Origin of the sequence: Leptospira sarikeiensis (assembly GCF_004769615.1) — a bacterium.
GTDB classification, from domain to species: domain Bacteria; phylum Spirochaetota; class Leptospiria; order Leptospirales; family Leptospiraceae; genus Leptospira_B; species Leptospira_B sarikeiensis.
Window position 1 is genome coordinate 16,677 of record NZ_RQGF01000007.1, and the last position, 26,487, is coordinate 43,163.

A 26,487-nucleotide genomic window follows, 5' to 3' on the forward strand; every position below is an offset into this window, starting at 1 on the left:
ATGGTAGATAAACTCATCTCCTTTTGTTTGGAAAATAGGATCCCTAGTATAACACTTGCTATTTCCATTTTAGGCTTCGGGCTTTGGTCCTGGTCCGATCTAAAAAAAGAAGCATATCCGGATGTGGGAGACACTCAAGTGAGTGTTATAGCACTTCTACCCGGAAAAGCCGCATTAGAAGTGGAAAGAAGGATTACTCTTCCTTTGGAAAGAGGATTAAATTCTGTACCGTATGTTCTTACCAGAAGATCTAAAACAATTTTCGGGTTAAGCGTTTTACAATTCGTATTCGAAGATGGGATCTCTGATTTTACTGCGAGACAACTCGTTTTAGAAAGATTGAATAATGTGGAATTGCCGGAAGAAGCGGAAGTAAGTCTTGCACCCTTGACCGGACCTGTGGGAGAAATTTTTCGTTATACCATAGAAGCGGATCCGGAATGGACACCTATGGAGCTCCGAACATTACAGGATTGGGTGATCATCCCTTCCCTAAGACAGGTTCCGGGTGTCGCGGATATAGTAAATTTCGGCGGTCTTGAAAAGCAGATCCATATCATCACCTCTCCTAATAGATTGTATAGATATCATCTTTCTCTTTCCGATCTGATGGAAGCTGTTAAAAATAATAATCGGAACACAGGCGGAAATATACTCACGAGAGGAGAACAAGGTTTCGTAGTACGCGGGTTAGGTGCTATCCAAACTAAAGAAGATATAGAGAATATAGTGGTCACTGCGGTTGGTGGAACTCCGATTTATATCAGTAATCTTGCCTCAGTGGAAGAATATCCCAGATATCCGGACGGGATCTTCAGCTATAGTCTTCGAAATCCGATTACCGGAGAGATCAAGGCCAGAAATTCAGGCATCCAAGGTCTGATCGCGATGAGAAGAGGAGAAAACCCTTCCGAAGTTATCGAAAGGGTCCGAGATAGGATCGACTTTATCAATAAACATCTCCTTCCTAAAGAAGTTAAGATAGTAGCGACTTACGATCGGACCGAGTTAGTAGATTATACGATCCGCACCGTATATCACACTTTATTCGAGGGTGTTAGTATAGTTACCCTCGTTCTCATTTTTTTCCTCGGAAGTTTAAGATCCGCTCTCGTGGTAGCCTGCACGATCCCTATCTCTTTGTTATTCGGATTTACGATGATGAAACTGACAGGGATCCCAGCCAACCTGCTCTCTTTGGGAGCGATCGATTTCGGGATCATAGTCGACGGGGCCGTGGTCATGGTGGAGAATATTTTTAGAAAATATTCGGATCATAGAAAAACTCATCGGGCCGGGGCCGGGTTTGCGGAAATTTTAGATCTTACAAAAACATCCGCCACCGAAGTCGGAAAAGAGATCTTCTTTTCGATCACGATCATCATATTCGCATATCTTCCTATCTTCACTTTCCAAAGGATAGAAGGAAAATTATTCTCTCCTATGGCATTCACTCTTTCATATGCTATATTAGGAAGCCTACTACTAACACTTACCGTAATTCCAGTGCTAATGGCCTTGCTTTATAGATCTAAAATGGGATCCTATTCCGACATTCCCTTAGAATGGAAAAACCCGGTCTTAGAAAGACTATTAAAACTTTATGATACAGTTATAAACTTCGCTTTAAAGTCCCCCGGAAAAACCGTAGGATATTCCCTCGGGATCGTATTATTCACCTTTACTATAGGTTTTGTCAGATTGGGGACGGAGTTCCTACCGGAGTTGGACGAAGGAGCGATCAATGTAAGATGTTTTTTCCCTGTGGGTATGCATATAAGAGGTGCTGAAAAATACATCCCATCCATTAAGGAATCTTTATTAAAGCACGAACAGATCTCAGTTGTATTGACCCAATTAGGAAGAAATGACGAAGGAACGGATCCCTATGGACCGAATCGTTTAGAAATTCTTGTAGGCCTAAAAGACTACGAGCTTTGGAAGGAAAAAATTCCCAAGGCGGAACTTTTAAGAAGGATCAAAAAAGATCTGCAAGATATTCTTCCCGGAGTACAACTTCTTTTTTCTCAACCGATCTTAGATAATGTTACCGAATCGGTTACTGGGAGTGTTTCTGATCTTGCGATCTTTTTAAATGGAGAAGATCTTAAGGAACTTAGAAAAACCGCGGACGAGATCTTGGAGATCATTCGAGAAATTCACGGAGCTACAGAATCCGGGATAGAACAGGAAAGAGATCAAGCACAACTCTCCATAGAAGTGAACCGAAAAAACTCCGCAAGATACGGGATCAACGCTTCGGATATCCTAGATACAGTGGAAGCTGCGATCGGTGGCAAAGAAGTGGGGGAACTTTATGATGGCCCGAGAAGATTCGATATAGTAGTAAGATATACCACGGACTTCCGATCTTCTTTAGAATCGGTCAAAAATCTTTTAGTCAGTTCTCCTAGTGGAGGAAGGATACCGCTTTCAGAACTCGCAACAATAGAATTAAAAGACGGCCCCACGATCATCCAAAGACAGGATGGAAAAAGGCAGATCTCTGTGCGCACCAATATTAGAGGAAGGGACCAGGGAAGTTTCGTCCAAGAAGCGAAACAGAAAATTTCCGAAAAAGTTACACTGCCCGAAGGGATCAATATAGGCTGGGGAGGCCAATTCGAAAATTTAACTAGAGCCGGAGAAAGATTAAGAATAGTGATCCCTGCAACCCTAGGGCTCATATTCTGTTTTCTATTTGCGATTTTCAGGATTCCGCGTTATGCACTATTGGGTCTCGCAGGACTTCCTATCTCGGTTACAGGAGGAATACTTGCACTCCAATTAAGAGGGATGAATTTTTCAGTCTCGGCAGGAGTTGGATTTGTTTCTCTTTTCGGAATTTCTACAATGACCTGCGTATTATTCGTTTCCAGGATGTTACATTTACTCAGTGACGGACATCATCCTGATTTGAAAAATTCGGTATTAGAAGCCGCAAAATTACAGTTCAGGCCTAGGATCATGACAGTACTTCTTGCATTACTCGGTTTAATCCCTGCAGCGACCGCCACAGGAATAGGTTCAGACGTACAACGGCCATTGGCGACGGTAATTGTAGGAGGTCTTACATTGGAAATATTTACCCTGGTTTATCTGCCTTGCATATTCTATTTGGTGGAAAAATCGAAATCTCCTCTTGCAAGGTCTCACAAATAAAATTGAGAGTTATTCTTTTAGAACAAAAGAGGTCGTGAATAATCTGTATCCGTTCCAATATTTATCCACCGGATACAGTTCTTTCATGATCTCCATCGTTTTTAGAAAACGATTCCTTAAGGAAGTTTTAGAGTCTTCTTTTCTAGAGGAGATCTCCCGTAAAAATCTGGAGTTATGAGTATCCGCTTGGAATCCCAAGTTCACGATCCCAGGCCCCTTCCATGACTTACCCAAATAATATAAGGAATCCTTTAAGTTCAAAGAAGAGTTCCCAAAACCTTCCAAAAAAGAAGAAGAGAGCATCCATACACCTTGCAAGGAAGGAGGTTCAACTTCAGAAACGGATCTGTTCCCATAGAGAACTCCATTCTCGGAATCCGTTATGAGAGGGACTCGAATAATATGGAACGGTGTCACGAAAGGATTTCCTTTCGGAGATAATTCTAGATTTTCTAATTTTAATAACTGAGAATACCAATCCGGAGAAGAAGAATCATCCTTGGTTATGATCCCGAACCCATCCCAAAATTCATTTCTCTCTTTATGGATCGGGTTTTTCAATAATGTCTCAGGATCTGATACGTAATAGATCTCTTCCTCAGACTTAGGAAGGATAGGAGCCAAAAAATAATAAGAAGAAAGATACAAATACGTAGTTTTATTTTTCGTTAAACGTATGTTCTGACGTATCTCAGTTTCTAAACCTTCTCTCAATAAAACCTCGGCCCCTCCTTTTTCAGCTTCCTCATTATATTTATAGATGGAAGCACGGACCCTTCGATTATCTTTGAATGCGAGATCTCCCTTGGATTTGCCCTTCGTAAATTTGATATAAAATGTTTTTAAGCCTAGATCAGCTAAGGCCACAAACTCTTGGTTCTCCGGAATTTTTTCCTCTAAAGAAAATGAAACCTGATTAAATGTAGGAAGATCCGAATAATACGGTATCCTTCCAAGGAGCGGGAACCGAACTGCTGAGATTTTATCCTTGATCAGAGAAAGATCAAAGAATGTCTCTGAATCATTTTGCTGGAAGGACAATGTTTGTAAATATGTTATAAAATCGTTAAATTCTCTTCTTTCTCTCGGAGAAAATTTTCTCTTTTTCCGATGGGATACAAAACGATTCGTTATCTCCACAAACTCGGAAGATTTTTTGCCGGAGGCATTTTCATATTCTTTGAGATATTCTGAAAAATCTTGATCATTATTTTTCTCCGGCTTCTTACCTTCTAAGTAGGAAATTTTGGAGTTTAAGAATCTGATCTCCTGAGAATCCTTAGAAAGACTTTCAGCTTTAGAGATCCAAGATTTGGCCTTCTCATATTCACCCCTAGATAAATAAGCCCTTGCAAATTCCAGAATGACCCGGATCTGTCTCGGAACATTCTTCCTATTTTTTTCGGATTCTGCGAAAGAAGATAAAAACTCTTCCATTTCATTAGTTATTTCTTCCGGAAGAGAATATCGTAGGATATCCAACACGGAAGATCTGGACTCTGCATCCAAACTTTTGAAAAGATCCGAAGAGGAATTATGGATTTCCGAGTATAAGGAAAGTGGAGAGATCCTGGAACCTAATCTCTTACGATTTCCTAAGAACGCAAGATGCCTAGGATAATTTCTCTCTTGAGGATCCAGTTCGACTAAATTTTCGGACTCGATCCAATCTTCCTCTTCTTCGAGTAATGCTCTTTCTTTTCTGATACGAGTATTCATTTTCTTCCAATTCTCGGGATCAGGATCGGAAGAAATAGTTTGTTTCGCCAAATTTAGTTGTGACAATGCTAGATCCGGCTCGTAAATCTCCATTGCTAAATTAGAAAGTCTTAATCTATACAAAAACGGATCATAGATATCGGAAGATAAGATCTGATTCAGACCGGCTCCAGGATTTTTACCTTCTTTTAGACTTAGGATTGTATTTAAGATTTCGCTTTTCGGCTCCGGCAACGGTATCCCCTCACAGTCCTTATATTCGGTTTCCAATAATCTTGAAATACATAGATTCAATCCCAGATCTCTTTGCGATCTTTGATCCCGATCCTCGTAACGCAGCGTGAAGATCTTATTTAATGAAAGATCGGGATTGGACCTCTGATATGCTCTGAGCAAATCGGATTCTATTTTTAGGGCTAAATTTGAATTCTCCTCCGCATAAGATCTCGCCATATGCAAATCGGAGAATACATTCGAAAATTCGGATGCTCTTTCATCCTTTCTTGCTTTTGCAAAAAGTTTCTCTGCCTCTGAATTTTTAGTTCTTGGTTTTTCAGGGAGTTTTCCGAATCGAATTGCGGATGCGGATTGTTTTCCGGTTTTAATCTCTTCTAAGGTTTCACTTACACAAGTTCCATCTTTGCAAAAATATACAGCTTGAACGCCTGAACCAGCAAGCCCCGTATATAATCGGAGCATTTGATTCCAAGTAGGTTTTTCCGAATAAGTTAAAATGGCGGCGCTCAACCGATGGTTCCGTGAAAAAATTTGTCTTACTTCCAAAGTATCCTTAAAACGTTCTCCGAAATAAGAATCACCTTTTATCTCTGGAAAAGGGCTCACCAAAACATCAGTATCTTCTAATATACTTGTCCAATCATTCGAATCTACTTTTCTATACCCTGTGCTGTTCAGTTTTAAGAACGAAGCGATCGTTTTCGGAAGTAAATTCCTGGAAGAAGAAGGAATGGAATATGACCTAAATCGAAGTCCTGAAATCTTAGTATATAAACTCTCTCCTAAAGAAGTATTTCCAGGATCTATAATTAGATTACTTCCGGAATCCTTATAATTATTCGAAATCCATTCCAATGCCTTGGATCCATTTTCAAAGTTCAGGAATTTCACAGAGGAAGAATTACGTATTTTTGAATATACTCCACCTTTAGATTCTATCAGCCTGATCTCCGTCTCATTCTGTCTTAAAGATTCTTCAGAGATCTGACCGAAAGGATCCAAAAAAGCATTCTTATCCGGAAGTTTGGATCTTAAATTATCCAAAGATCTGGATACATCGGCACCGGACTTAACAAGAGCAAGTTCTTCTTTTTTAATCTCCCCTCTTGTTTCGAGAGCGATCTGGTATTTATAATAGCTATTTTTGAAACTTTTCCAGTCCGATTCGAATTTGACGTATTCGCTTCGAGCAGATCGGAATTCCCAATCCCCTCTTTGAAAATTACGAAAATATAATAATCTTTGGAGTCTTGCCCAATCCGAGAATGCTTGATTCGTATTTCCCGAATCTAATTCGGCGCGGATCTTCGTTTCATATAGGTCTCGAAGTAGAAAACTTTTATTGTCTGAAACAAGATGAAATTGTTTTTTTAATAACTCTTCCGCTTTGGTTAGTTTTGCTTTCGCTTGGTCCGTTTTTTTAGAAATGAGGTCTAGCCTAGCTTGTAATACCCAGGCTTGGAGAAGTTCCGCTCCAAAATAAAATTCATTGGCCATTTCTTCCGCGGATTTCAGACTTTCCGCGGCCCTTTCAGTATCTCCTAGCCTGAAGAACACGCTGGCCCTACTTAAAAAATGGAAAACTCTTTCTCTTCTAGGAAATGGATCTTTGGAAAGACCTACGATCTCCTTTGGAAGTCCGGAAGGAGTTTCCAATAGAGAAGCCGAAAGTCCTAACTTTTCGAAACCTTCCGTCCAATTCCCTTTTTTAAGCTCCTCTTCTCCGGAATAATAAAGCACCGTCGCCTTCAATATATCGAAATCATAATATTGTTTGTAAAAATCTTCTGAGCAAAGACGATTCCCTTCCAAAACATCCTCGGACCAGGAAGACATACAGGATCCCATTGAATTTCTTTTAAAGTTTTCCAATTCTATCAAAGAATTGCTCAACTCATCCGCATATTTTCCTTTGGAATTCGGATCGCCAGTTTCGATAGAAGCAAATAATGAATATAGATATTTTTTATAACTCGCAGGCGACTTTCCAGATAAGTTGGAGGAATCTTTTTCGAATTCGTTCTCATTTATATAAGCCGATTTAGCAGTTTCGAATTCATTTCTTTTATATGTAAAAAATCCAAGATCGGAATAGGATTGGGACTGGACTAGCTGCCCCGCCAAGGTTTTTCCTAATCCCTTTCTTCCTACATAATCCAAACGTTTATTTGTTTCTTCAGCAGCCAGACGGTAATTTTGCTCTAACACAAGATTATTCACTCGGATCCCGGAAGACAATAGAGGTTGGAAAACGGGAGGAATTGCTTCGGGAAATCTTCCTGATCCTGAAATTCTTACCGAATCCGGAAGTACAGTTTCAAAAACGAAATCCCAGATCGAATCCCAAACGGATTCCCAGAATTTAGGGCTTACTTTTTTAGGAAGCCAGATCGTTTTTCGGGACAATGCCTCCTGTTCTGCTTCCCTTAGATTTTCTTCCGATTTTGAAATATAACCTAATTTTTGATAAGAAATTGCTAATGCGTTCCTGATATTCACAGGATCCACAAGTCTTGACGGCTCGTTTAGATCCAATGCTTCCGTTAAATATGTGACAGCTTGGGAATATTCTCCCAATTCCATATGAGATAAACCGCTCAAAGTCCTAAGTAGAGTTAATTTCTCTCGATAACTTTGAAGGTTCTTCGCGTAATCACCGCCCGAATGTAATTGTAAAAATTCACTTTTAGAATATAGATCGGATGCGTTCTTTAATTTACGAACGGCATCCGAGTACCTGGACATGTACATAGAGGCTCGAGCAGAATTGAATAAAAAAACCGCCTTTTGTCTATAGTCCTCGAATTGAGCCTTAGATATTATATAATTCGAATAGGATTCCACTAAGGAGTATTGTTCATCTGCCTTGGGATAGTTTTTCAGAAGAAAATAATTATTCCCTAAATTCAATCTCAGATCCGAAAGAGCTTTTTTATTTGGAAAATTCTCCCCTAATAACTCCAAAATCTGGCTATAAAGCTCTATATTCTCTTCGAAGTTTTTCTCGGGAAAATATTTAGAATATTCTTCCTTATACTTTTCTTCATCATTCGGCTCCTTATCACTCGGCCTTCTCGATTTCATGATATCCACATACTGGTATAACCAACCTAGTAGTTGATACGCATCGTGATACGTCGGTTCCGCAAAAATGATCCATCTCAATTCATATTCCGCTTGTTTATAATCCCGAAGAGCAGCCTCTTTTTTAATCCGATCCATAGTCCCGGAATTATAATAATATGTTTCTCGGATCACGGATCTATTGATCAAATAATATGCATAACCGTATAATGTAGCGAGATCCAAGAAAGTTCGAGCTCGAGGAAGGATCTTTTCTTTTTCGAAATATTGATCAATAATGAAGAGTCCATCTTTTTTATCCAAAGGATCGAACTCAAGAGGATTCAAATTTCCTAAAATACCGGCAGAATTTTTCTCACTCACAGCTCTTGCAAGTTTGAAGGAAGTATCTACCATCAATTTTTGATAATAGATTGCGTAGTCTTTATAAACAGTATCCTGAAAGAGGCTTTTACTCTTTGCCAAGAACATGTTCTCGGTATTATAAAAATAGTGCAGAGATGCTTGTAAGAAGTCCGATCTATTCTCGTAATTTCTTGCTAAATTTTCGAAATATATAAAAAACCTCTCCATCTCCTTATCATCTATCTTCACTCCGGAATCATGATCATAATTTGCTAAAAAAGTACGAAGAGATTCCAGTGAAAATCCTACATTTCCTAGTCCTCGAAAATTAGAAGAACGAAGTAAATGTGTTTTCAAGAATAAAGGATCTTTGGGAACCAAATCCGCTAACAAAGGTTCAAGAAGGGAATTACTCTGGGCGAATGCGCCTTGCCCGGAAAGCGCTGCTGCCTTGGAATATATAATAAATTTATAAATTACGGGAGAACGTTCTTTAATAGAATTAGCCGATTCTATTTTTTCGGCCAAGGAAATCTTTTCCGAATCGGATTTCCCTGCAAAGATCTGGCTTTCAAACAAATCGTACAAATTCCTAAGTTCAATCGTTTTGGAATCCGATCCATTCGCTACTTGTAATAATGTTTCCGGAATGATCCAATCCTTCTTCTTTGCTTCTTTGAGTTGTAAAGAACCGATACTTCTTAAAATTTCATGAATATTATAATAGCCGGGGAATTTTCTAACAAGCTCCTGCCTGGACAAAAGTGCAGCTTCAATCTTACCGGTTTTTTCCTCTAAGTCCCCGATCTCTTCAAGTATTGCTCCCGCTACCTGAGCATCTGCAGATTGAGCCATACCAGAGTAATAATCCCTGATTGCTGCTATTCCTTTATTCTCCGACTCCAGAAAGAACACATATGCGAATCCCCATTTAGGATCCATACGGGAAGATCCCATTTCTTTTCTGATCTCCGAAACGTTTCCGGACTTTCTAAAAACAGAATATTTTTCATTTAAGACCTTCGCCCTAAAAACCGGATATAAAGGATCTTCCTTAAAATATAATTCTAAGGAATCTAATGCTAATTGATAATCGTCCGAGGATTGTTTTTTACCATATTCTTTCGCGAGTTCGAATTGCGCGGAAATATTAGATGCTTTAGGAATAGAACCGCTTAAAGGTAAAAAATAGATATTTAAAGTTCCATAATATGCTGCAGTGAATAAAATACTTCCCCCGTTAAAGGAAGAATACTTGGTATCGAATAAGGAAAAATTTCCAGAGCTCAAACGTCTTTCTTTCATATCCGAAAGATCCAGACGGACGATCAAACTATTATCTCTTTCATCCAACTTCCTGTTCCCATCCGAATCGGAACGGATCGAAGTATAATATAAATATCTTCCGTCAGGAGAAAGGCTTGGAGAAAAATCCAAATAAAGATCGTTTGTAAGTCTTTTGATCTTTCGTGAAGCCAGATCCAAAGAATAGATCTCTCCTTCTTTAGAATCCATATAAGAAAGGAAAACGATCGTCTTTCCATCTTGAGACCAGTAAGGATTAGTTGCTCCTGATCTGGTAAGCAATACAGGCTGTTCTTTTCCTTCTGTATCCCATAAGATCAGGTTCGGAGTTCCCGGGGTCATTCTATCCGAAGAAAATAGTAAAACGCGATTATCGCTCCCCCAAACCGGATCCGAATCGGAGAATTTATCAGCCTTTTTAAGATCAGAATATTCGCGATTCGTAATAAACTCGAACTCGTCGTTTAAGAATCGTTTTCCTTCCAGGATCTTTTTAGCCCAAACTTCGGGTTCTATTTCTAGAAGTACTATATCTCCCGCCGTATCATACTGTTCCGAAACGAATGCTAATTTTTTACCATCAGGGCTGATCGCAGGTTTGTATTCTGAGGAAGGATGTTCGGTAACCGGAACTACGATAGAACTCTTAAGATCTCTAAACCAAATATCATAATTTCCTTTCTGACCTGTAGTATAAAAAAGATATCTACCATCCTTTGTAGTAGAATTGTATAAGTTGTTTCCCCTTTGGACGGTCAAAGGAAAAGGTTTATCATTCTCAGGACCAAAGTAATTCTTGGAGATGGGACCGTAATCGAATTCGATAGGCCTCACCCTTTCCGAAGATCTAAAAACAGAACAATATAGAAATAAAAAGGGAAGAAGAAATATTAAAAATATCCGCTTCATACGGTTATTCCTTTTTCTTCCAATTTCCGGCAGAAGATTCGAAATATTCTCCTGGTTCGACAGAACGGATCCAAGTAGATTGAATACTTTCCTTTAAGGAACTTTTTTCTTTATCCGAAAAACTTTGGCTTGGGTTAGAAAGAGCTTTCTTTAACTTTTCCTTAATTACTATTTCGCGGTTTTCATTGATCAGTTTTATAAGATCTTCTATCCTAGATCTGTTTTTTTGATCCTGTAATACCTTCTCGACCCCGGCATCCTTAATTTTCGGATTCCAACGGATCTTTCCATCAAGGCCTTCCGCAATTATACCAAGAGAACGATATTCTTTCAATTCTCTTGCTAGATACGCAAGGATACGCAAAGAAATATAAAATTGTTTATCATTTGCGCTCGAAAATTCTTCCTTTATCAGATCTCTTTCCCAAATCTCCGAACCGGAAGAAGATGTTTTGATAGAAGCTATGAGCCATCCGTCTTTTTCCAGATTTCGATCTTCCCCGAGCATCTGTTTTTCGGCCGCGGTTTGAGTTTGCGTAAATGTGATCGGAGGAGCCTTGATCGGGCAATACACGAACACGGGAATGATTGCAAAAAGAATAATATATATTTTCGGCATATTCTTCATAATTTCTATTGATTGAACGTTTCGATCTCGTTCTGGGCTCGTTTCAAAAAGTTTGCCAAAGGCATTCTCTGTTGGGAAACTTGATTATCTTCCAACTTTAAAATACTACTTAAAACAGAACGTTTAAATAGGATCACTGCATATACCAGACCTTTTGATAATTCTAACTCTATCTTATCCACAGCATAACTTCCGTAGATAAAATCAGTCAGTATATTGGAAGGCGCAAAAATATTGATCGCACTTTTTCCAAAATCATCTCCGATTTGATAGATACTAAAGAATAGATTCAAGTTAGGGATTGGATCTCCCAAATTTCTACCCCATAGATTCAGATCCGCTTTCACTTTTCCATCGTCTATCTTAGGCTGGGTTTTCGCAGGTAAAAGTTGTTTCAGATCTATATCCTTCACCCTTAGAGAAACTGAATATTCCATTTTTTCAGGATCTCCGGAGCCTACGTTAACGATCATATCCTTCCCCCAGATCTCTCCGTCCAAAGTATATACTTTGAGATAATCCATCCGTAAATAATTTTCTGAATATTCCAAATTTGCGGAAAGCCCAGGAGAATCCGCTTTTGGCCTACTATACTCGAATGGAGTTCCTTTTAAAGAAGGATGATTTCCTATGATCTGCCTGATCGTAAAATTCGGAGCGGGGGTCCTTCCGTAGTTCATGACGAATTTTCTCTTATTACCCTCGATCAAATTTTTAGTTTCTTTGACCGACAGATCGTGATGAAAAGGAACATCCGCATTCCAACCGTCTATCTTATACAATTTACAATCATAACCTGGGCAAATCCCGCTCTGCAAAAGTATATTAGAATTTCTAGATATTAAATTTCCTTGGATAGAATTGCCTAACCAAGAAAACTTCATCCCGGCTTCTCCTTTAAAAAAGAGGCCTTTGATCAATCCGCTTTCAGTAGGAGAAAGAAGTTTCAACTCGCCTTTCAAGTTCGGAGAAAATTCTCCCATGGAGGGAGGAGGATCCCCTTTTTTGGCCTTAAGCAGCTCTCCATTTGTAGTTAATGATAATTTTTTAGAGAATGCGGTTAATTCTAAACGATCAATTTGGATCTTAGAACTAGGACTTCCTAACATTTTCATATCTACAGAAAGTTTTCCGTCTCTCATTTCCATTCCAGGAAGATCTACACCTAAACTTCCTTGGATATTCTGCCCGCTATTTCCAATAGAATAGAAGAAGTCCCCATTCAAACCGATCTTCTTTCCTACCTGATTTCTAACAGGGATCAATGTTTCTCTTAAGGACAAAGGGAGAAGTGGGACCAGATGTTCCAACTCCAGGTCAAGCCCTGCTTTTTTTAGATCCAAAACAAAAGTTTCCCCAAGCCCGATCTTTCCTGCAGTATTCAATTTTGCGGCGAGATTTCCTTCCGAAGAACGAGCCTCCAAATTCAAATTGGAAACCAAAATTTCTTCGAGTCCCCAAGCTTTTTTAGGAAAATGGAATATAGCCTTAAGCCCACCGTCCAGATATATATTTCCGGAATTTCCCCTTGCCATTGGGAATCGGAATGCCTTCGCCTTTAATTTTAGATCCGCTCCTAGTTCGGAGAAATCTTTTCCGAATGCGTTTAGCTCTGCGGAAAATTTTCCGGAATACCCGTTTAAATAATCTCCCAATCCAAAATTATCTAACTTTAAATTTAAGTTTGGACCTTCCGCCTGGGAATACTGTAGCCCACCCTCTAACTGAATATCATTGTATATTACTTTAAGATTTTTGCATATGAATGCTTTCATCCAAGGAAAAGGTACCCTTGGGCCCGGGTCGTTTTCAGATTGAGGATTGACCCTTAGATCCCAATCTAAATTCAAAACAGGGATAGAATGTCTTTTTTTTCCTACACGAAAATCTAATGCATTTCCTCGAATTTCTCCGAGGATCCTTAAATTTTCCCAGCCACCTTCTGCCAAAATAGGAGCAAGGCTTGCTTCTCCACTCATAGAGATCGAATTAAAACCGATGCTATGCAGAAAGTCGGATAAAGGAGTGAGGCGTATTTTGGATTTTTGGATCGCAAGATTTACTTGTCCGGAATCTCCTGCAAAATCGGAAATTTTGCCGCTTCCTTCCAACCAAGTATCTTCTCCTACCTTCCATTCCAAATTCCTAAGTAGGAGTTCCTTCTTCTCCGGTGAAACATCCAAATCATATTTGAAAGAAAACCCGAATGGCGCCCCAACTCGATTCGAAACACGAATTGGGATCTTCTCCGAACCTAAATCCAATCTGGAATGAAATCCCTCTTTCGAACCTTCCAATTTTTCCCAGATCAAGGTAGATCTGAACGGATGATCTAGTCCTCCGGAAGAATCCTGGAAACTGATCTTAACTTGGTTTTCTGGATTCAATCTGATTTTTAATTCGTCGATAAGATCCAAAGCGGCAAGATCGAGAGGTATTTTAGTAAACCGATTCGTATCGAGTAGGAATTCCAACTCGAGTCCTTCTAAACCGGCAGAATATGATTTAGCTCCGTTCTCCGAACGAACCTTTAAACGAATATCTTTCAATTCGAATCCAAGATAAGCGCTGACAGGAATGTAAGTGCGGATCTCCTTTAACGGCTCTTTTAATTCTTCAGGTGGTTTTTCTTCTCCGGGAGGAAATACTGAGGAGATATTCCAGTTTACTCCTCTTTGTTGGAGGTCCAACTCCAATCCATGAATGAAAATTTTAGAGATTTTCAATCTTCCTAAGATAAGAAGAGGTAGATTATAGGAAATCCCAAGTTCCTTGATCTGCACAACCGGCTTTTGACCCCAGTCGGTTGTAGGATAAAGTTTCAGATCGGAAAAACGAAATCCGTAAAATAAAGAGAAACTTCTGACATTTACTTCCGCCTTTCCCGTAAGAGAGGAAGTAAGGATTTTATCGATTAAGATCTGGCCTGTGAAGGAATTAAATAGGAGATGGTAGAAGAGAAAAATCCCCGCAATGATCCCAAAGCGGAGCTTTTTCTTTTTTAAATACTGTAGGAAATCGGAAGCCAACCGAAATATTCAGGCTAGTACTCGAAGGATTCGATAGCCTCTTCCAGCGTTTTGTAGATCTCGAAAATGCTGGCTAACTTTGTAATCTCCATTAGGTTTTCGATATCATTATTCAAATTGGTGAATACCATACGACCTTTCAAACCGTCGATATGTTTGTAGATGTTTAAAAACATCCCCAATCCGGCGGAGTTGATGAAAGGAACTTTTTTCAGGTCGATGATAAACTTGGGAACGTCACCTTTCGAGATATACTCCTCGATTTTTTGACCAAGCTCGAATTCATTACCCGCTTTGATCGGGCCTTCGATCTTGATGATGTGAACGTCGTTTTTAGTGGTGACTTTGATTTTCATAACCCTTTCTTGGATTTTTGTGCTTATATAAGATCTGCATTCCAGCCTCCTTGTAAAGCCCTTTTTTGTAGAATTGCCTGTTGGAATTCCTACAAAGATCTCAAAAATGAAAGAGAAATTGGGATCTTAGTCGGTGGATCGAATACGGAAATATTGTCGACATTTTGGCCGAATACAAACATCGTACCAACGTCAACGATGCCCTCCAAACCCCCGCTTTTATCCCTAGTCATTCCCGTTTATAACGAGGAAAAAACCATCCCTGAACTCGTAAAAAGACTACATGTCTTACTTCAAATTTTGAAGGAAAAACATGGCTTTGGAAAAGAAGACTCCGAGATCCTCTTCGTAAACGACGGATCAAGAGACAACACTTTCGAAGTCCTAAAGAAAATTTGTGAAACACAACCGGGATTTTTTCTTCTAAACTTATCTAGAAACTATGGTCACCAATTGGCGATCACCGCAGGGATTGATACCGCAAGAGGAGAGACTGTCGCAGTCATGGATGGTGACTTGCAAGACCCTCCTGAATTCGTCGCGGATCTTTATGGAAAAATGTCCGAAGGCTACGACGTTGTTTATGCCAGAAGAAAGAAAAGAGAGGGGGAATCTTTTTTCAAACTGATCACTGCACATGTGTTTTATAGGATCCTAAAAAACATAACCAAGTTCGAGATCCCGATCGACACCGGAGATTTTCGGATCATGAGCAGAAGAGTGACGAATGTCCTTGTTTCCATGAAAGAACAACATCGTTATATCCGAGGACTCATCGCTTGGATCGGATTTAAGCAAACCGGTTTAGAATATGATCGTGACGAACGTTTTGACGGAGAGACAAAATTTTCGGTAAGTAAAATGTTGAAGTTCGCTTTAGACGGGATCACTTCTTTCTCTTCTGCACCATTAAAATTCTCTTCTTACTTAGGGTTTACCTCCGCATTTTTCGGAGCGATCTATACGATCTACATTCTTTATCTAAAACTTTTCACTGATAGTACTATCCAAGGCTGGACTTCAGTAATGATCATTATGCTCGTATTAGGCGGGATCCAACTCATTGCACTTGGAATGATCGGGGAATATTTGAGTAGAGTTCATGATCAATCCAAGAATCGCCCTTTATATGTGATCGAAAAAATTTACTCGGTAAGACGTAACTCTAAAAAATGAACAAAACCTGGGATAAAGTTTTTGGGATCCTATTCGGAGCGGTTGCATTATTTGCTACCGGTTTCATGGTTTGGAAGAACTGGCAGAACTTTTTAGAGATCTGCCCGATCAAAGACCTACTTACCTGGGACGAAAACATCCGCCTAACGGCAGTATATGATCAATACCAGGACTTTAGAGATGGCAAACTTTGGAGAGCCTTTGTTCCCTTTCTAGAAGCCGCAACCTGGCCTCCTCTACGTCCTATATTTTCCTTATTACTTTTAGCAACTCCCGGAGAATGGCCAATCACTTGGAAGGACTCTTTCTTAGGCCTAATATTCTACGCTCTTTGTTTTCCAAGTATCATCTATATCGTTTCCAGGATCTCGGGTTCTTATCTATTCGGAGCACTTGTTTCGATTTTCGTTCTAGCCTTAAGCCTTCACACTTCGGAAACTCCTGCGTATAGCCTCTCTTCCATGCTGGAAACCCAAGGGATGTTCGTTCTACTTTGGGTGTATTGGGGACTATATAAACTTTATGATTCCGTAAAGGACTTAAAAGCCGGACAAAAATTACCTGTAGGTTCCAAGGTCGGGGTTTTAATCTCAGTCGTTTTAATTTCCCTATTCTTCACTAAGTATCCATACGGATTACTTCTGTTCATTTCCATCTTCTTATATGAATTGATCTCCAGGTTTCCGGAGTGGATCGGATTTGTACGTTTTTCGATCCAAAAACATTATAAAGGGATCCGCCTCTTATTCCTGATCGTTGTAGTCTTACTCGTATTATCTCTCCCTGTTTTGAGAGTTGTAACGGATTGGAATCTGGACCAAAGATCCTTTAAAAAAGTATTATATGTTCTCACTGTTCTTTTATTTTTAGATTTCAATTACTTCTTATATAAGAATAGAAAGGAATTAGCAGAAGTCTCCCCACCTTCTATAAGAATACTCTATCTATACGCGATTCTCCCTTGTTTCATCTGGCTTTTTTCCAACTTAGACAGAGTAATGAGCCTAGTGAACGCTCAGATGATCGTAAACAAATTCGTTCGTAGTTTTATCCTCAGCCTATTCGAATCCCCAAGTGATAAATTCCCGGCAAGCCATGTATTCAGCGAACCTTGGATTTTCCGTTTATTCTTCCTATTTGTCCTATTGATCATCGGATATTGGTTGTATGCTGGAAGAAAAGAGAAGATAAACTCTGACTCTTCTCAAGGAAACGGTGCGATAGATTCGGCGCTCGCGAAATTACAAAGTTTATCTTGGCCTAAATTTTTTAGGGATCCATTATTCGCGATTACTGTGATCGTGTTCCTACAATATATCGTTATAGATGCAAGCACCGGGAATAAACAACTCAGACACGTATTCTATCCTCTTCCCGCATTACTTTCTATACTTAGTTTGTGGTTTGTTCGTTCCGAAGAGGTTTTCGAAAAAAGATCGAGATCCGTTTTTTACGCTGTATTTATCTTATTCTTCATTTGGACCTCGAGCCTATTCATAAGAGAAGGCGGGCTATTCACTGAAACCTACTCTACTAAAAACCAATTTTGTTTAAAAGGTTTCGACACTGTAACCTTCCAACCTGCGAGAGAATTTGCGGAAGAGATCGATCCAACCGGGAAATATATCGCATTCAACGCGTTTCATGAAGAAGAAAATTTTCAGATCCCAGGAAGGATCTTAGCTTCCGAATTCGACCTGTTATTCAGACAGAAAACCGTTGAAAAAGGGAAATACCGCAATGACGGTAAATATAAATGGAAATCCTGGGACGAGTTTGACAAAGCTGTGTATGTAGGCCCTTCCTGCGATTTACCTGCCAAATATAACGCTAGAGCTGAAAGTTTAGGAATTACCTTAGTTCCGATACGAGAAATTAAACATAAGAGCGGAGATTATTGTTTCAAAGAATTTCGTCTTATGAAAAAGTAATTTCCCAAAAACCGGAATGTTTCGTTCCGGAAGACGGCGCAAGGTCACGTGATTCATCCTTGGTTATTACCTACCATTCTTGCGGCTACACCTTCCGCTTTCTTTCTATTTTTCGTATACTTATACTTATATAAAAAAGAAAAACAAAAAGCTCTACTCGCTTGGACCGTCTGTTGGGGTTTCCACATTCTAGGATATATAGGCAATATTCTTCAAGTGGGAGGATTTGATTCCACCTACAGATATTTTCCGGTTTTTTCCATCGATTGTCTTCGAGCGTTCTTTCAATTATTAGGCTGTTTCTACTTTTTAAATAGAAGTTTCTCTAAACCGTTCAGGTTCTTATTTGCGTTAGCCGGGATATTAGCGATCTATCTGGATATATTCAAAGGTTCGGCAGTGTATCTAACCTGGCCGATCTATATTTTAATAGGCGGCTCTCAGATCTATACAGGTATTATTTTCCTTAGGGACAAAAATTTAAACGCAGTCACCGGAAAGATCTTTGGAGGATGGTTATTCATACTCTGGGGAATACATGTATTAAATTATCCTTTTTTACGATTTCACCCTGAATTCGGACATTTCGGATTTATGATCGCAGGTTTTTTCCGTTTCTCTTTAGCGATCGTGATACTGATCTTATTTTTTGAAGAAACGAAGGCTGCGTTAATTCGTACCGAAGGAAATTACAAAAAAATAGTAGAAACGACGTTAGAGGGAGTTTGGCTCTTAGATAAGAATGATAGAACTACTTTCGTGAACCAAAAAATGACAGAACTTCTTGGGATTAGCGAAAAGGATATGCTCGGAAAACATGTATTGGATTTTGCAAAAGCGGATGCGAGAGACGGTACAAAAAAAAGATTAGAAGATAGAAAAATGGGGATCGCCGAGATACATGACTTCTCTTTTCGAAGATCTGATGGACAATTCGTGTGGCTCCTAATGTCCGCAAACCCATTATTCGACCAGCAAGGGAATTATGAAGGTTCTCTCGCTATGTGTTCCGATATTACTTCCTACAAAAAAGCGGAGAGTGCATTAAAAGAAAGTGAAAGACAGCTTTCTACTTTGATTCGAAATCTTCCTGGGATCGCATATCGTTGCGCTTATGATCCGAATTGGACTATGGAATTTATCAGTGAAGGTTGTTTCGAGCTCACAGGATATTCCCCATCTGATTTTGTGGAAAACCGTACAATTGCTTTCGGGAATATTATCCACGAAGAAGATGCAGAAAGAGTATTTTTAGAAGTTACGGATGCGATCCGTGAAAATCTTACATATAGATTGGTTTATAGGATCCATCATAGAAGTGGAGAAGTTCGCTGGGCATTCGAACAAGGTTCAGCAGTCAGGGGTGAGAACGGAGAATTGATCGCACTCGAAGGTTTCATTTCGGATTTCACTCAGGTAAAAATTGCGGAAGAAATTATGGAGAATTCTCTTCATGAGAAAGACGTTCTATTAAAAGAAGTCCACCATAGGGTGAAAAATTATCTACAAGTATTATCCAGCCTTCTTTCCATCCAATTGGAAGGAGATACAAGCAATCCCACTCAAGTTCTTACAGAATCCCAAAATAGGATACTTTCCATGGCCTATGTACATGAATCCTTGTATGGGAAACATAGGATCAGCGATGAATTTTTTCCTGAATTCGTGAGCAGATTAGTAGATAGCCTTTTGAAATCCTTCGGGCATAAGAGGGAAGAGATCCAAATTTTTGTGAACTGCGAGACTTTGCCGATCAAACAAAATTCGGCAATCCCAATAGGGCTGATCCTGAACGAGCTCGTCACCAATGTATTAAAACATGCATTTTCTTCCAAAAAACATTCGGAAGAAAAAACGATCAAGATCTCATTCTATAGGGAAGGAAATCTGATCCATCTAGATGTGGAAGATAATGGCAAAGGAAAAGCGAATCAAATTAAATCGGAAGATTCGATGGGTCTGGAGCTTGTGGAACTTCTTACGAAACAGCTAAAAGGTTCCGTGTTGGACCTTTCTTCAGACAAGGGAACCGTGACAAGAATACGATTCCCTTATTCTTCTTGATCAAGCGTTCTGGATCTTAGCGTTATTTAACTCAGGGTTTTCGGAAATTTCAGGCTCACGATGAGTTACTTCCCTAAAAGTATCGAAATACTTCTCATGGTTGGTTCCCATGATCCTATCCCAGATATTAAAATACAGACTATAATTGCAGTTAAAGTATTTATGATGCATATTATGGTGTGTAGTAGAATTATGAAGTCTTAATATACGGTTTTCTATAAATCCTTTAGGAAACAATTCGTAAGAAAGATGCCCCAAAACATTCAAAAAATTACTATAAAAGAAGAATACTATGAGAGCCGTAGTATGGATCGGCAAGAATAGTATGACCAATGGTACGATACCCGCTTCTATAACCGCCTCATACGGATGAAAGGAGAAAGCAGCCCAAGGAGAAGGATTCGTAGACTTATGGTGCACCAAATGCATACTTTTGAATAATAAAGGGTGATGCATCATCCTGTGAGTCCAATAAAAATAAGTATCATGTAGGAAGATGAGAGCAATAATACTAAAGATCAGATACGGGACTCCGTATTCATCCAAATGATCATAGATGAGTGTCCAACCGGCCTTCTTCATCAAAAGAACTAAGATACCGGATGCAGCAAAGATCGCCAAAGAGATTGCAGAGTATTTCAATTCATGAGAGATCTTATCTTTTTCAGGAAGTTTTTTCTGGATGATCTTATGCTTGAGCCTTTCTTTATAAATGATCCAAATAAAAAGATAAGCGATCCCTGCCATAAGTATATAGCGGAACCATAACATCCCAAGGGTTAGAAAATAATAGGTTGTATAACCCATTTGCTCCACGATTTCGTTCATCCGATTCTCTCCGTATCTATGCGAACAGTTTACACCATTCGATCCGAAACCGACTATTTTATTTCCGAAAATCTCTAGCTGATTTCGAAATCGGCGCTAGTTTTTACCAATGCCTCTTTTCCTCGATTTCTTCTAAACTCTGTAGGAGTTACTCCAGTCAGTTCTTTGAAGGCACGATTAAAAGGACCTAAGGATTGATATCCTAGATCCATAGCAACACGTATGATTGGGATCTCGTCTTTTATAGGATCTAATAAGATCTCGCAGGCTTCTTGGATCCTATATCTGTTTAAAAAATCCGGAAAGTTCTTAAACCCCATGGCTTGATTGATCAGTCTTCTGAGTTTGTATTCTTGGACTTCCAGATCTTCCGCCAATTGCCCGATCGTAAGCCCCTCTTTTCTATATAATTTCGTTTCTTCGAATGCTAAGACCAATTTTTTCTTTAAGTTTGGATCTGCAACTACAGCCTTCTCTTCTTTTTCCTCGTTCTCTTCAGGCCTAGGATCTACTAAACCTTCTTTCAATTCGAAGACCAAATACATGAAGGCAAGTATCAATCCCCAAGTGAAGATCACATTTGCAAGATCTAAAATTTCGGATAATAACTTCCCTCTCAGTATCAAATGAGAGAACATATTAAATGCGATCACACTACCGGTCATCAAGATATGAACTTCTCTAAGTCGCCTTCTTGTTTCTATCAAGTCGTCCTTTCTTCCGGAATAGATACGAATGATAGCGGCCACCACAAATCCAAGAGAGAGTAATGTAGGAATAATGATATGAGCTAAAACCGCTTCCGAAGCGATCGGTCCTCTCATATTGATCTGGTATAATACGGGATAAACGGACCAAGCAGAAGCCAGAAGTTTCCCTAATAAAAGAAGCCAATACCAAAACTTGATCTCGAAATGATCTTCGAAGATCGCAAGACTTGTCATCCAGAAGAAAAACGGAAGGCTGATGAGTCCCGCAAATAAGAAGATGCGGACAGGATAGGGAATTTTAAAATCCGGATCTAAAGAGAGTATAATATAACAAATAATTCCGAAAGAAAATCCACCGGCAATACGAATACGACGATCGTAATAATATCTCCATCCAAGAAATCCGACTAAGAAGATGATGTTCGAAAGACTGAATAAATGTAATATGTTAGTGATCTCTGAGATCAAATGAGTTCTTCCAGTTTTTCCAACTCTCCCCAAAAGTCCTTTGTTTGTAAACCAGGAAGAAATTTCCGAATAAGAGAGCTGTCCACAAAACTATCTTCCCGATCCATCTTTTCCTCTGGGAGAGTCTGGATTTTCTGGTGATCCTCTAAGAAACGAAAGATCTCGTGCCAAGTATGCCATTGGCCATCGGATAATATAAGCTCGTTCGGTAGATCGTTTCCGGTATACGATAATAACAGACGAACCGCTTCTGCAATATCGTCCCCATGGATCAGGTTTAACTGGCGCTTTGTCTTTTTTACCAGGCCCTTTCTTGCCCAATTTGCAGGATTTCTTTCGGGTCCATAAATTCCGGATAAGCGTAAGATCTTACCGCCTCTTTCCAAAAATTTTTGCTCTGATCCGTAACGATCATGCTCTGGATCCAAAGGAGTTTTTTCAGTGATATCGGAGCCTATTCTTTTATAAATACTAGTGGAGCCGAATAACCAAACGTTATGAGAGATATTAAAGATCGTCTCCATAAGTTGTTCTTGGTTCTCCAGTTTATGGATCGGGAATGTAATAATAGAAGCATCGAATTTGTGGGCTTCGTGTTTATTCCCGAAATCTTTTAAGGCATTTCTATCGCCAAGATCTAAAATGGCAGAGCCTTCTACCTGTGTTGTCTTGGAAATTCCTAGAACTGCATTCTCTTTTTTTAATGTATTTAGAATACGGAGGCCTGTGTATCCCAGGCCGAAAACTCCGGATCCAGGCATTACTCTAAACCGAGTCGTTTATAGATCAATCCGACCTTATCCAGATATGGAGAAATTTGGAAGATAGAATCCAGGTCTCCCGGTTTTAGTACCTTCTGCACTTTCGGATCTTCCGATAGTCTTGTTTTTAAATTTTGAGAAATATCCGCCCAGACAGCCATCGCATGACCTTGAACGATCGCATAAGCGTCTTCTCTGGAAATTCCGCCCTTCTCTATCAAATGAAGAAGGACTTTTTGAGAGAAGATCAAACCTCTTGTAGTTCCAAGAGTTCTTTCGATCGCATCCGGATATACATGCAGATTTTTTACTACGAATAACATTTTATCCAAAATGTATTCCAAAGCGATTGTAGAATCCGGGACCACGATCCTTTCTGCAGAAGAGTGAGAAATATCTCTTTCATGCCATAGCGCGACGTTTTGCAAAGCGGTAGAAACATTAGAACGGATCACTCTTGAAATTCCGGAAATTCTTTCGCAGATCACAGGATTTCTTTTATGAGGCATTGCGGAAGATCCTTTTTGTCCCGCAGAGAAAGGTTCTTCCACTTCCCTTCCTTCCGTTTTTTGAAGAAGACGGACTTCAGTCGCGAATCTATCCAAACTCGCCGCAGTTACGCCTAACGCGGACATATAGGTAGCATGTCTGTCTCTGGAAACGACTTGGGTCGCGATCGGATCCGGCTTTAATCCAAGTTTTTCGCAAACATACTCTTCTATATCCGGCTCTATATTGGAATAAGTTCCCACTGCTCCGGATAATTTTCCGACTGCTACTTCTTCTTTTGCCAGGGCCATACGAACTCTGTTCCGTTTCATTTCTTCATAGAAGAGTGCGAATTTTAAGCCCAGGGTCATCGGTTCCGCGTGGATCCCATGGGATCTTCCTATACAAGGAAGGTCTCTGTATTGGATTGCCTTCTCTTTGATCGCTTCTATCAGTTGATCCGTCTTTTTTAGGATCAGATCCATCGCTTGGACCATTTGTACACAAAGAGCTGTGTCGCCAATATCGGAAGAAGTCAGTCCATAATGCACATGGCGACCTGCAGGTCCGATATAAGAATTCATATTCGTTAAAAATGCGATTACGTCGTGATGAACCTTGGATTCTATTTCCAGGATCTCATCCACATTGAACCTTGCTTTGGAACGGATCTCTTCGAAATCTTCTTTAGGGACTTCCCCTTTTTTCATCCGAGCTTCGGTTGCCAATATTTCGATCTCTTTCCAAATATCGAATTTGTTCTCCAATTCCCAAATTTTAGAAATCTCCGGATTCGAATACCGATCAATCATTCCAGTTTCCTTGGGGAAATACCCCCAAAGATAGGATTTTTAGTAGGGGAAGATACGTAAACCATTTTGGTTCGCACTGAGTGCACAGAGAACACAGAGGATTTAGTCACACTAAGTCGTAAATGCTCTGATTTGCTGGAACTTTTACCCTACTCTTATTAATCTCCGTGTTCTTCGTGAACTCTGTGCGAACAAATTGCTATAACAACTTCATGCCATAGTATCCAATAATTAAAACAATCTTAGATACAAAAAATCTTCTTTTATCCCGTGCTTATCCATTTGCTTGTGCAAGATTAGCGGATGTAGCAGAAGAGTTATCAACCTTCTTTAAAATATCAAATTGACCCGTTTTAAGCTCCGGCCAACCCATTTTACGTTGGATCTTGGATCTATACTTTTTATAAGCGACCTGATTCACATACACTGAATGCCTTCCGGTATTCAGATAATGGATCCCTCCGTTTAGCAGAGGCCTGTCATTCCGGATCAGAGATTCGAATTTTTTCGCAGAAACATCCCCCTTTCTTTTCGAATCAATATAAGAAGAAATTAAATTAGCCATTTCATCAAACATCTTATACGCTCCTCCGTCCGTTTCCATATAACCTAGAGCATAAAGATTTTCGTAGTTGCGATTAAAAAGAGTAAGATAAAGTTCCGGACGTCCATTCTTCCATTCGAAATATTTTTCTTCCATATAAGGTATCGCCCAATGATATCCTGTAGCGAGCACGACCAGATCTATCTTCTCTTTCGAACCATCCTTAAATTCCACGAACTCTCCGTTCAATTTAGAAATGTCACCTTTTGCGATCACATCCCCATGGCGAAGATTGTGAATTAATTGATCGTTAACGATCGGATGAGTTTCGAAAATTTTATGGTCAGGAGCAGGAAGACCGATCTTAGTTAAATCACCCACTAAAAACTTTAAGATGACCCCGAAAACCCATTGAGAAAACCAATTCGGTATCCAATGAGCTCCGTCTCCGAACACATCTGCAGGCATTCCCAAAATATGTTTCGGAATAAAATAATAACCTCTTCTTACACTGATGAATGCTTGGTCAGCGGCTACTCCAGCGTCACAAGCGATATCACATCCTGAGTTTCCGGCTCCTACAACGAGCACTCTTTTTCCACGAAAGGTGGAAATGTCCTTATACTTTACGCTATGGATCACTTCTCCTTTAAAAGTTTCGATACCTTGTAACTTAGGAATATTCGGAGACCAAGTAATCCCACTCGCACATATTATTCCTTCGTAAAGTCCTGATCCTCCGTTCTCCAATTTAACAAGCCATTTGGATCCTTTCTGTTGAATGGACTCCACCGAAGAATTGAATTTTATATGCCGATACAGATCATATTCTTTTGCGAAGGATCTATGATACTCTAGTATCTGACGGTTGGATGGATAGTCCGGATATTTTTCAGGCATCGGATAATCCGCATAATTGGAAAGATATTTGGAAGAAATAAAATGAGCGCTCTTATACATAGGAGACCCTGGATTTTCAATATCCCAAATCCCTCCCACATCCTTATACCTCTCGATTACATGGAATGGAATTCCCTTCATCTTCAGTGATCTTGCCATCGATAACCCGGCAGGGCCTGCTCCCACTATACAATAATATCCCGAATAATCTTGAACCTCGTTCAAATTGGAAATTGTAGCCTGTTCCTTCATAAATCCTCTTCTAAAAAATGAGCATTGTTCTCTTTTTATATATGATCATTGATCATTTTTTAGAAATAAGTCAAACAAAAACCCGCCCAATAAGAAAAAAGTAGTCTGAGTAGAAGAGAAAATATAACTGTATTCCCTATGAAGCAGGGCCAGCGCAGTCCAGTACAATCAAGAAGCAGAGAAAGATTAGACCTAATCATTAGAACTGCAAAAGAACTGATTGGAGAAAGAGGGATAGATGCGGTCAGCATGAGGGAAATCGCCCAATCCGCCGGAATACAAATCGGATCCTTATACCAATATTTCCCCGGAAAAAACTCTCTCCTACTCACGATCATGAGAGATTATTACGACAGAATTTATGCAGCAACCAAAGAGATCTTGGATCAGGTCAACAGCGCGGAAGAATTACAAACAGCAGGCGAAGAAGCAATCATACAATTCGCGGAATTTTTTCAAAGCGATACTGCTCTATCAAATCTTTGGGCTGGCGCAAGAGCCATCCCTGAATTAGTCACAGAAGATAATTTAGATACTTATAGAAATGCGGAGTTGATCGTAAAAACCACTTCTCGTTGTTTGCCTGGGCTAAAAGAAAACGATATAAAACCTTTCGCACTTTTCCTAAGTCATACTCTGGGTACGATCGTTCGTTTCTCCGGAGAAATTGAAAAAGAACAAGGTAAAGCGGTTCTTAAAGAATGTCAGGAAATATTTAGGTTAAGATTAAAATCACTCGTAGATCTATCCAAATCTTCTCGCAAAAAAAGCAAATAAA

At 39.6% G+C, this 26,487-nt stretch carries 14 protein-coding genes; 5 read left to right on the forward strand and 9 right to left on the reverse strand.

All coding sequences use genetic code 11. The features are described 5' to 3' along the window. Entirely contained in the window at positions 1-3,162 is a 3,162-nt protein-coding gene (locus EHQ64_RS01270; RefSeq protein ID WP_135647704.1) for an efflux RND transporter permease subunit, read from the forward strand. Positions 3,163-3,171: 9 nt separating this feature from the next. Here the strand turns inward: EHQ64_RS01270 and EHQ64_RS01275 are convergent, their stop codons facing one another. The 4 genes from EHQ64_RS01275 to EHQ64_RS01290 are packed head-to-tail and all read right to left on the reverse strand — an operon-like array spanning position 3,172 to position 14,774. Further along, positions 3,172-10,761 carry a PD40 domain-containing protein gene (locus EHQ64_RS01275; protein ID WP_135647705.1) on the reverse strand — a complete coding sequence of 2,530 codons (7,590 nt, stop codon included), beginning with the start codon at positions 10,759-10,761 and terminating at the stop codon, positions 3,172-3,174. Between the two features lie 4 nt (positions 10,762-10,765). Then, a complete protein-coding gene (locus tag EHQ64_RS01280; RefSeq protein ID WP_135647706.1) occupies positions 10,766-11,389 on the reverse strand; it encodes a DUF1318 domain-containing protein in 624 nt (207 codons plus the stop codon). 5 nt (positions 11,390-11,394) lie between these two features. Continuing rightward, on the reverse strand, positions 11,395-14,418 hold the full coding sequence (locus tag EHQ64_RS01285) for an LIC_11026 family protein (protein WP_135647707.1): 3,024 nt from the start codon (positions 14,416-14,418) through the stop codon (positions 11,395-11,397). A gap of 14 nt (positions 14,419-14,432) precedes the next feature. Then, on the reverse strand, positions 14,433-14,774 hold the full coding sequence (locus EHQ64_RS01290; RefSeq protein WP_008594836.1) for an STAS domain-containing protein: 342 nt from the start codon (positions 14,772-14,774) through the stop codon (positions 14,433-14,435). A gap of 198 nt (positions 14,775-14,972) precedes the next feature. On the opposite strand from EHQ64_RS01290, the gene EHQ64_RS01295 reads away from it, so the two are divergent. Genes EHQ64_RS01295 through EHQ64_RS01305 form a run of 3 tightly spaced genes read left to right on the forward strand, consistent with a single transcriptional unit; the run spans position 14,973 to position 19,945 of the window. After that, positions 14,973-15,950, forward strand: a complete 978-nt coding sequence (locus EHQ64_RS01295) for a glycosyltransferase family 2 protein (protein ID WP_135647708.1) — start codon at positions 14,973-14,975, stop codon at positions 15,948-15,950. Beyond that, positions 15,947-17,881 (forward strand): hypothetical protein, encoded by a 1,935-nt coding sequence (locus EHQ64_RS01300; RefSeq protein ID WP_135647709.1) that lies wholly within the window; start codon positions 15,947-15,949, stop codon positions 17,879-17,881. The genes EHQ64_RS01295 and EHQ64_RS01300 overlap by 4 nt, the downstream gene beginning before the upstream one ends. Before the next feature lie 48 nt (positions 17,882-17,929). Continuing rightward, entirely contained in the window at positions 17,930-19,945 is a 2,016-nt protein-coding gene (locus EHQ64_RS01305; RefSeq protein WP_135647710.1) for a PAS domain S-box protein, read from the forward strand. On the opposite strand, the gene EHQ64_RS01310 is transcribed toward EHQ64_RS01305, so the two are convergent. From EHQ64_RS01310 to EHQ64_RS01330, 5 genes are all read right to left on the reverse strand, one after another. Continuing rightward, positions 19,946-20,773, reverse strand: coding sequence for a sterol desaturase family protein (locus EHQ64_RS01310; protein WP_135647711.1), 828 nt, complete (start codon positions 20,771-20,773; stop codon positions 19,946-19,948). It abuts the gene before it with no gap. Positions 20,774-20,847: 74 nt separating this feature from the next. Further along, the gene (locus tag EHQ64_RS01315; protein WP_135647712.1) at positions 20,848-21,951 is read right to left on the reverse strand and encodes a helix-turn-helix domain-containing protein; all 1,104 of its coding nucleotides are present in this window, start codon (positions 21,949-21,951) and stop codon (positions 20,848-20,850) included. Continuing rightward, the gene (locus EHQ64_RS01320; protein WP_135647713.1) at positions 21,948-22,712 is read right to left on the reverse strand and encodes a Rossmann-fold NAD(P)-binding domain-containing protein; all 765 of its coding nucleotides are present in this window, start codon (positions 22,710-22,712) and stop codon (positions 21,948-21,950) included. The genes EHQ64_RS01315 and EHQ64_RS01320 overlap by 4 nt, the downstream gene beginning before the upstream one ends. Then, the gene (gene purB, locus EHQ64_RS01325; RefSeq protein WP_135647714.1) at positions 22,712-24,013 is read right to left on the reverse strand and encodes an adenylosuccinate lyase; all 1,302 of its coding nucleotides are present in this window, start codon (positions 24,011-24,013) and stop codon (positions 22,712-22,714) included. Before purB ends, EHQ64_RS01320 begins: the two co-directional genes overlap by 1 nt. 274 nt (positions 24,014-24,287) lie before the next feature. Further along, positions 24,288-25,709: a flavin-containing monooxygenase gene (locus EHQ64_RS01330; protein WP_135647715.1), complete on the reverse strand. Its 1,422-nt coding sequence runs from the start codon at positions 25,707-25,709 to the stop codon at positions 24,288-24,290. Between the two features lie 138 nt (positions 25,710-25,847). Here EHQ64_RS01330 and EHQ64_RS01335 point away from each other — a divergent pair, with 138 nt between their 5' ends. Then, a complete protein-coding gene (locus EHQ64_RS01335; protein WP_135647716.1) occupies positions 25,848-26,486 on the forward strand; it encodes a TetR/AcrR family transcriptional regulator in 639 nt (212 codons plus the stop codon). Position 26,487: the final 1 nt, after the last annotated feature.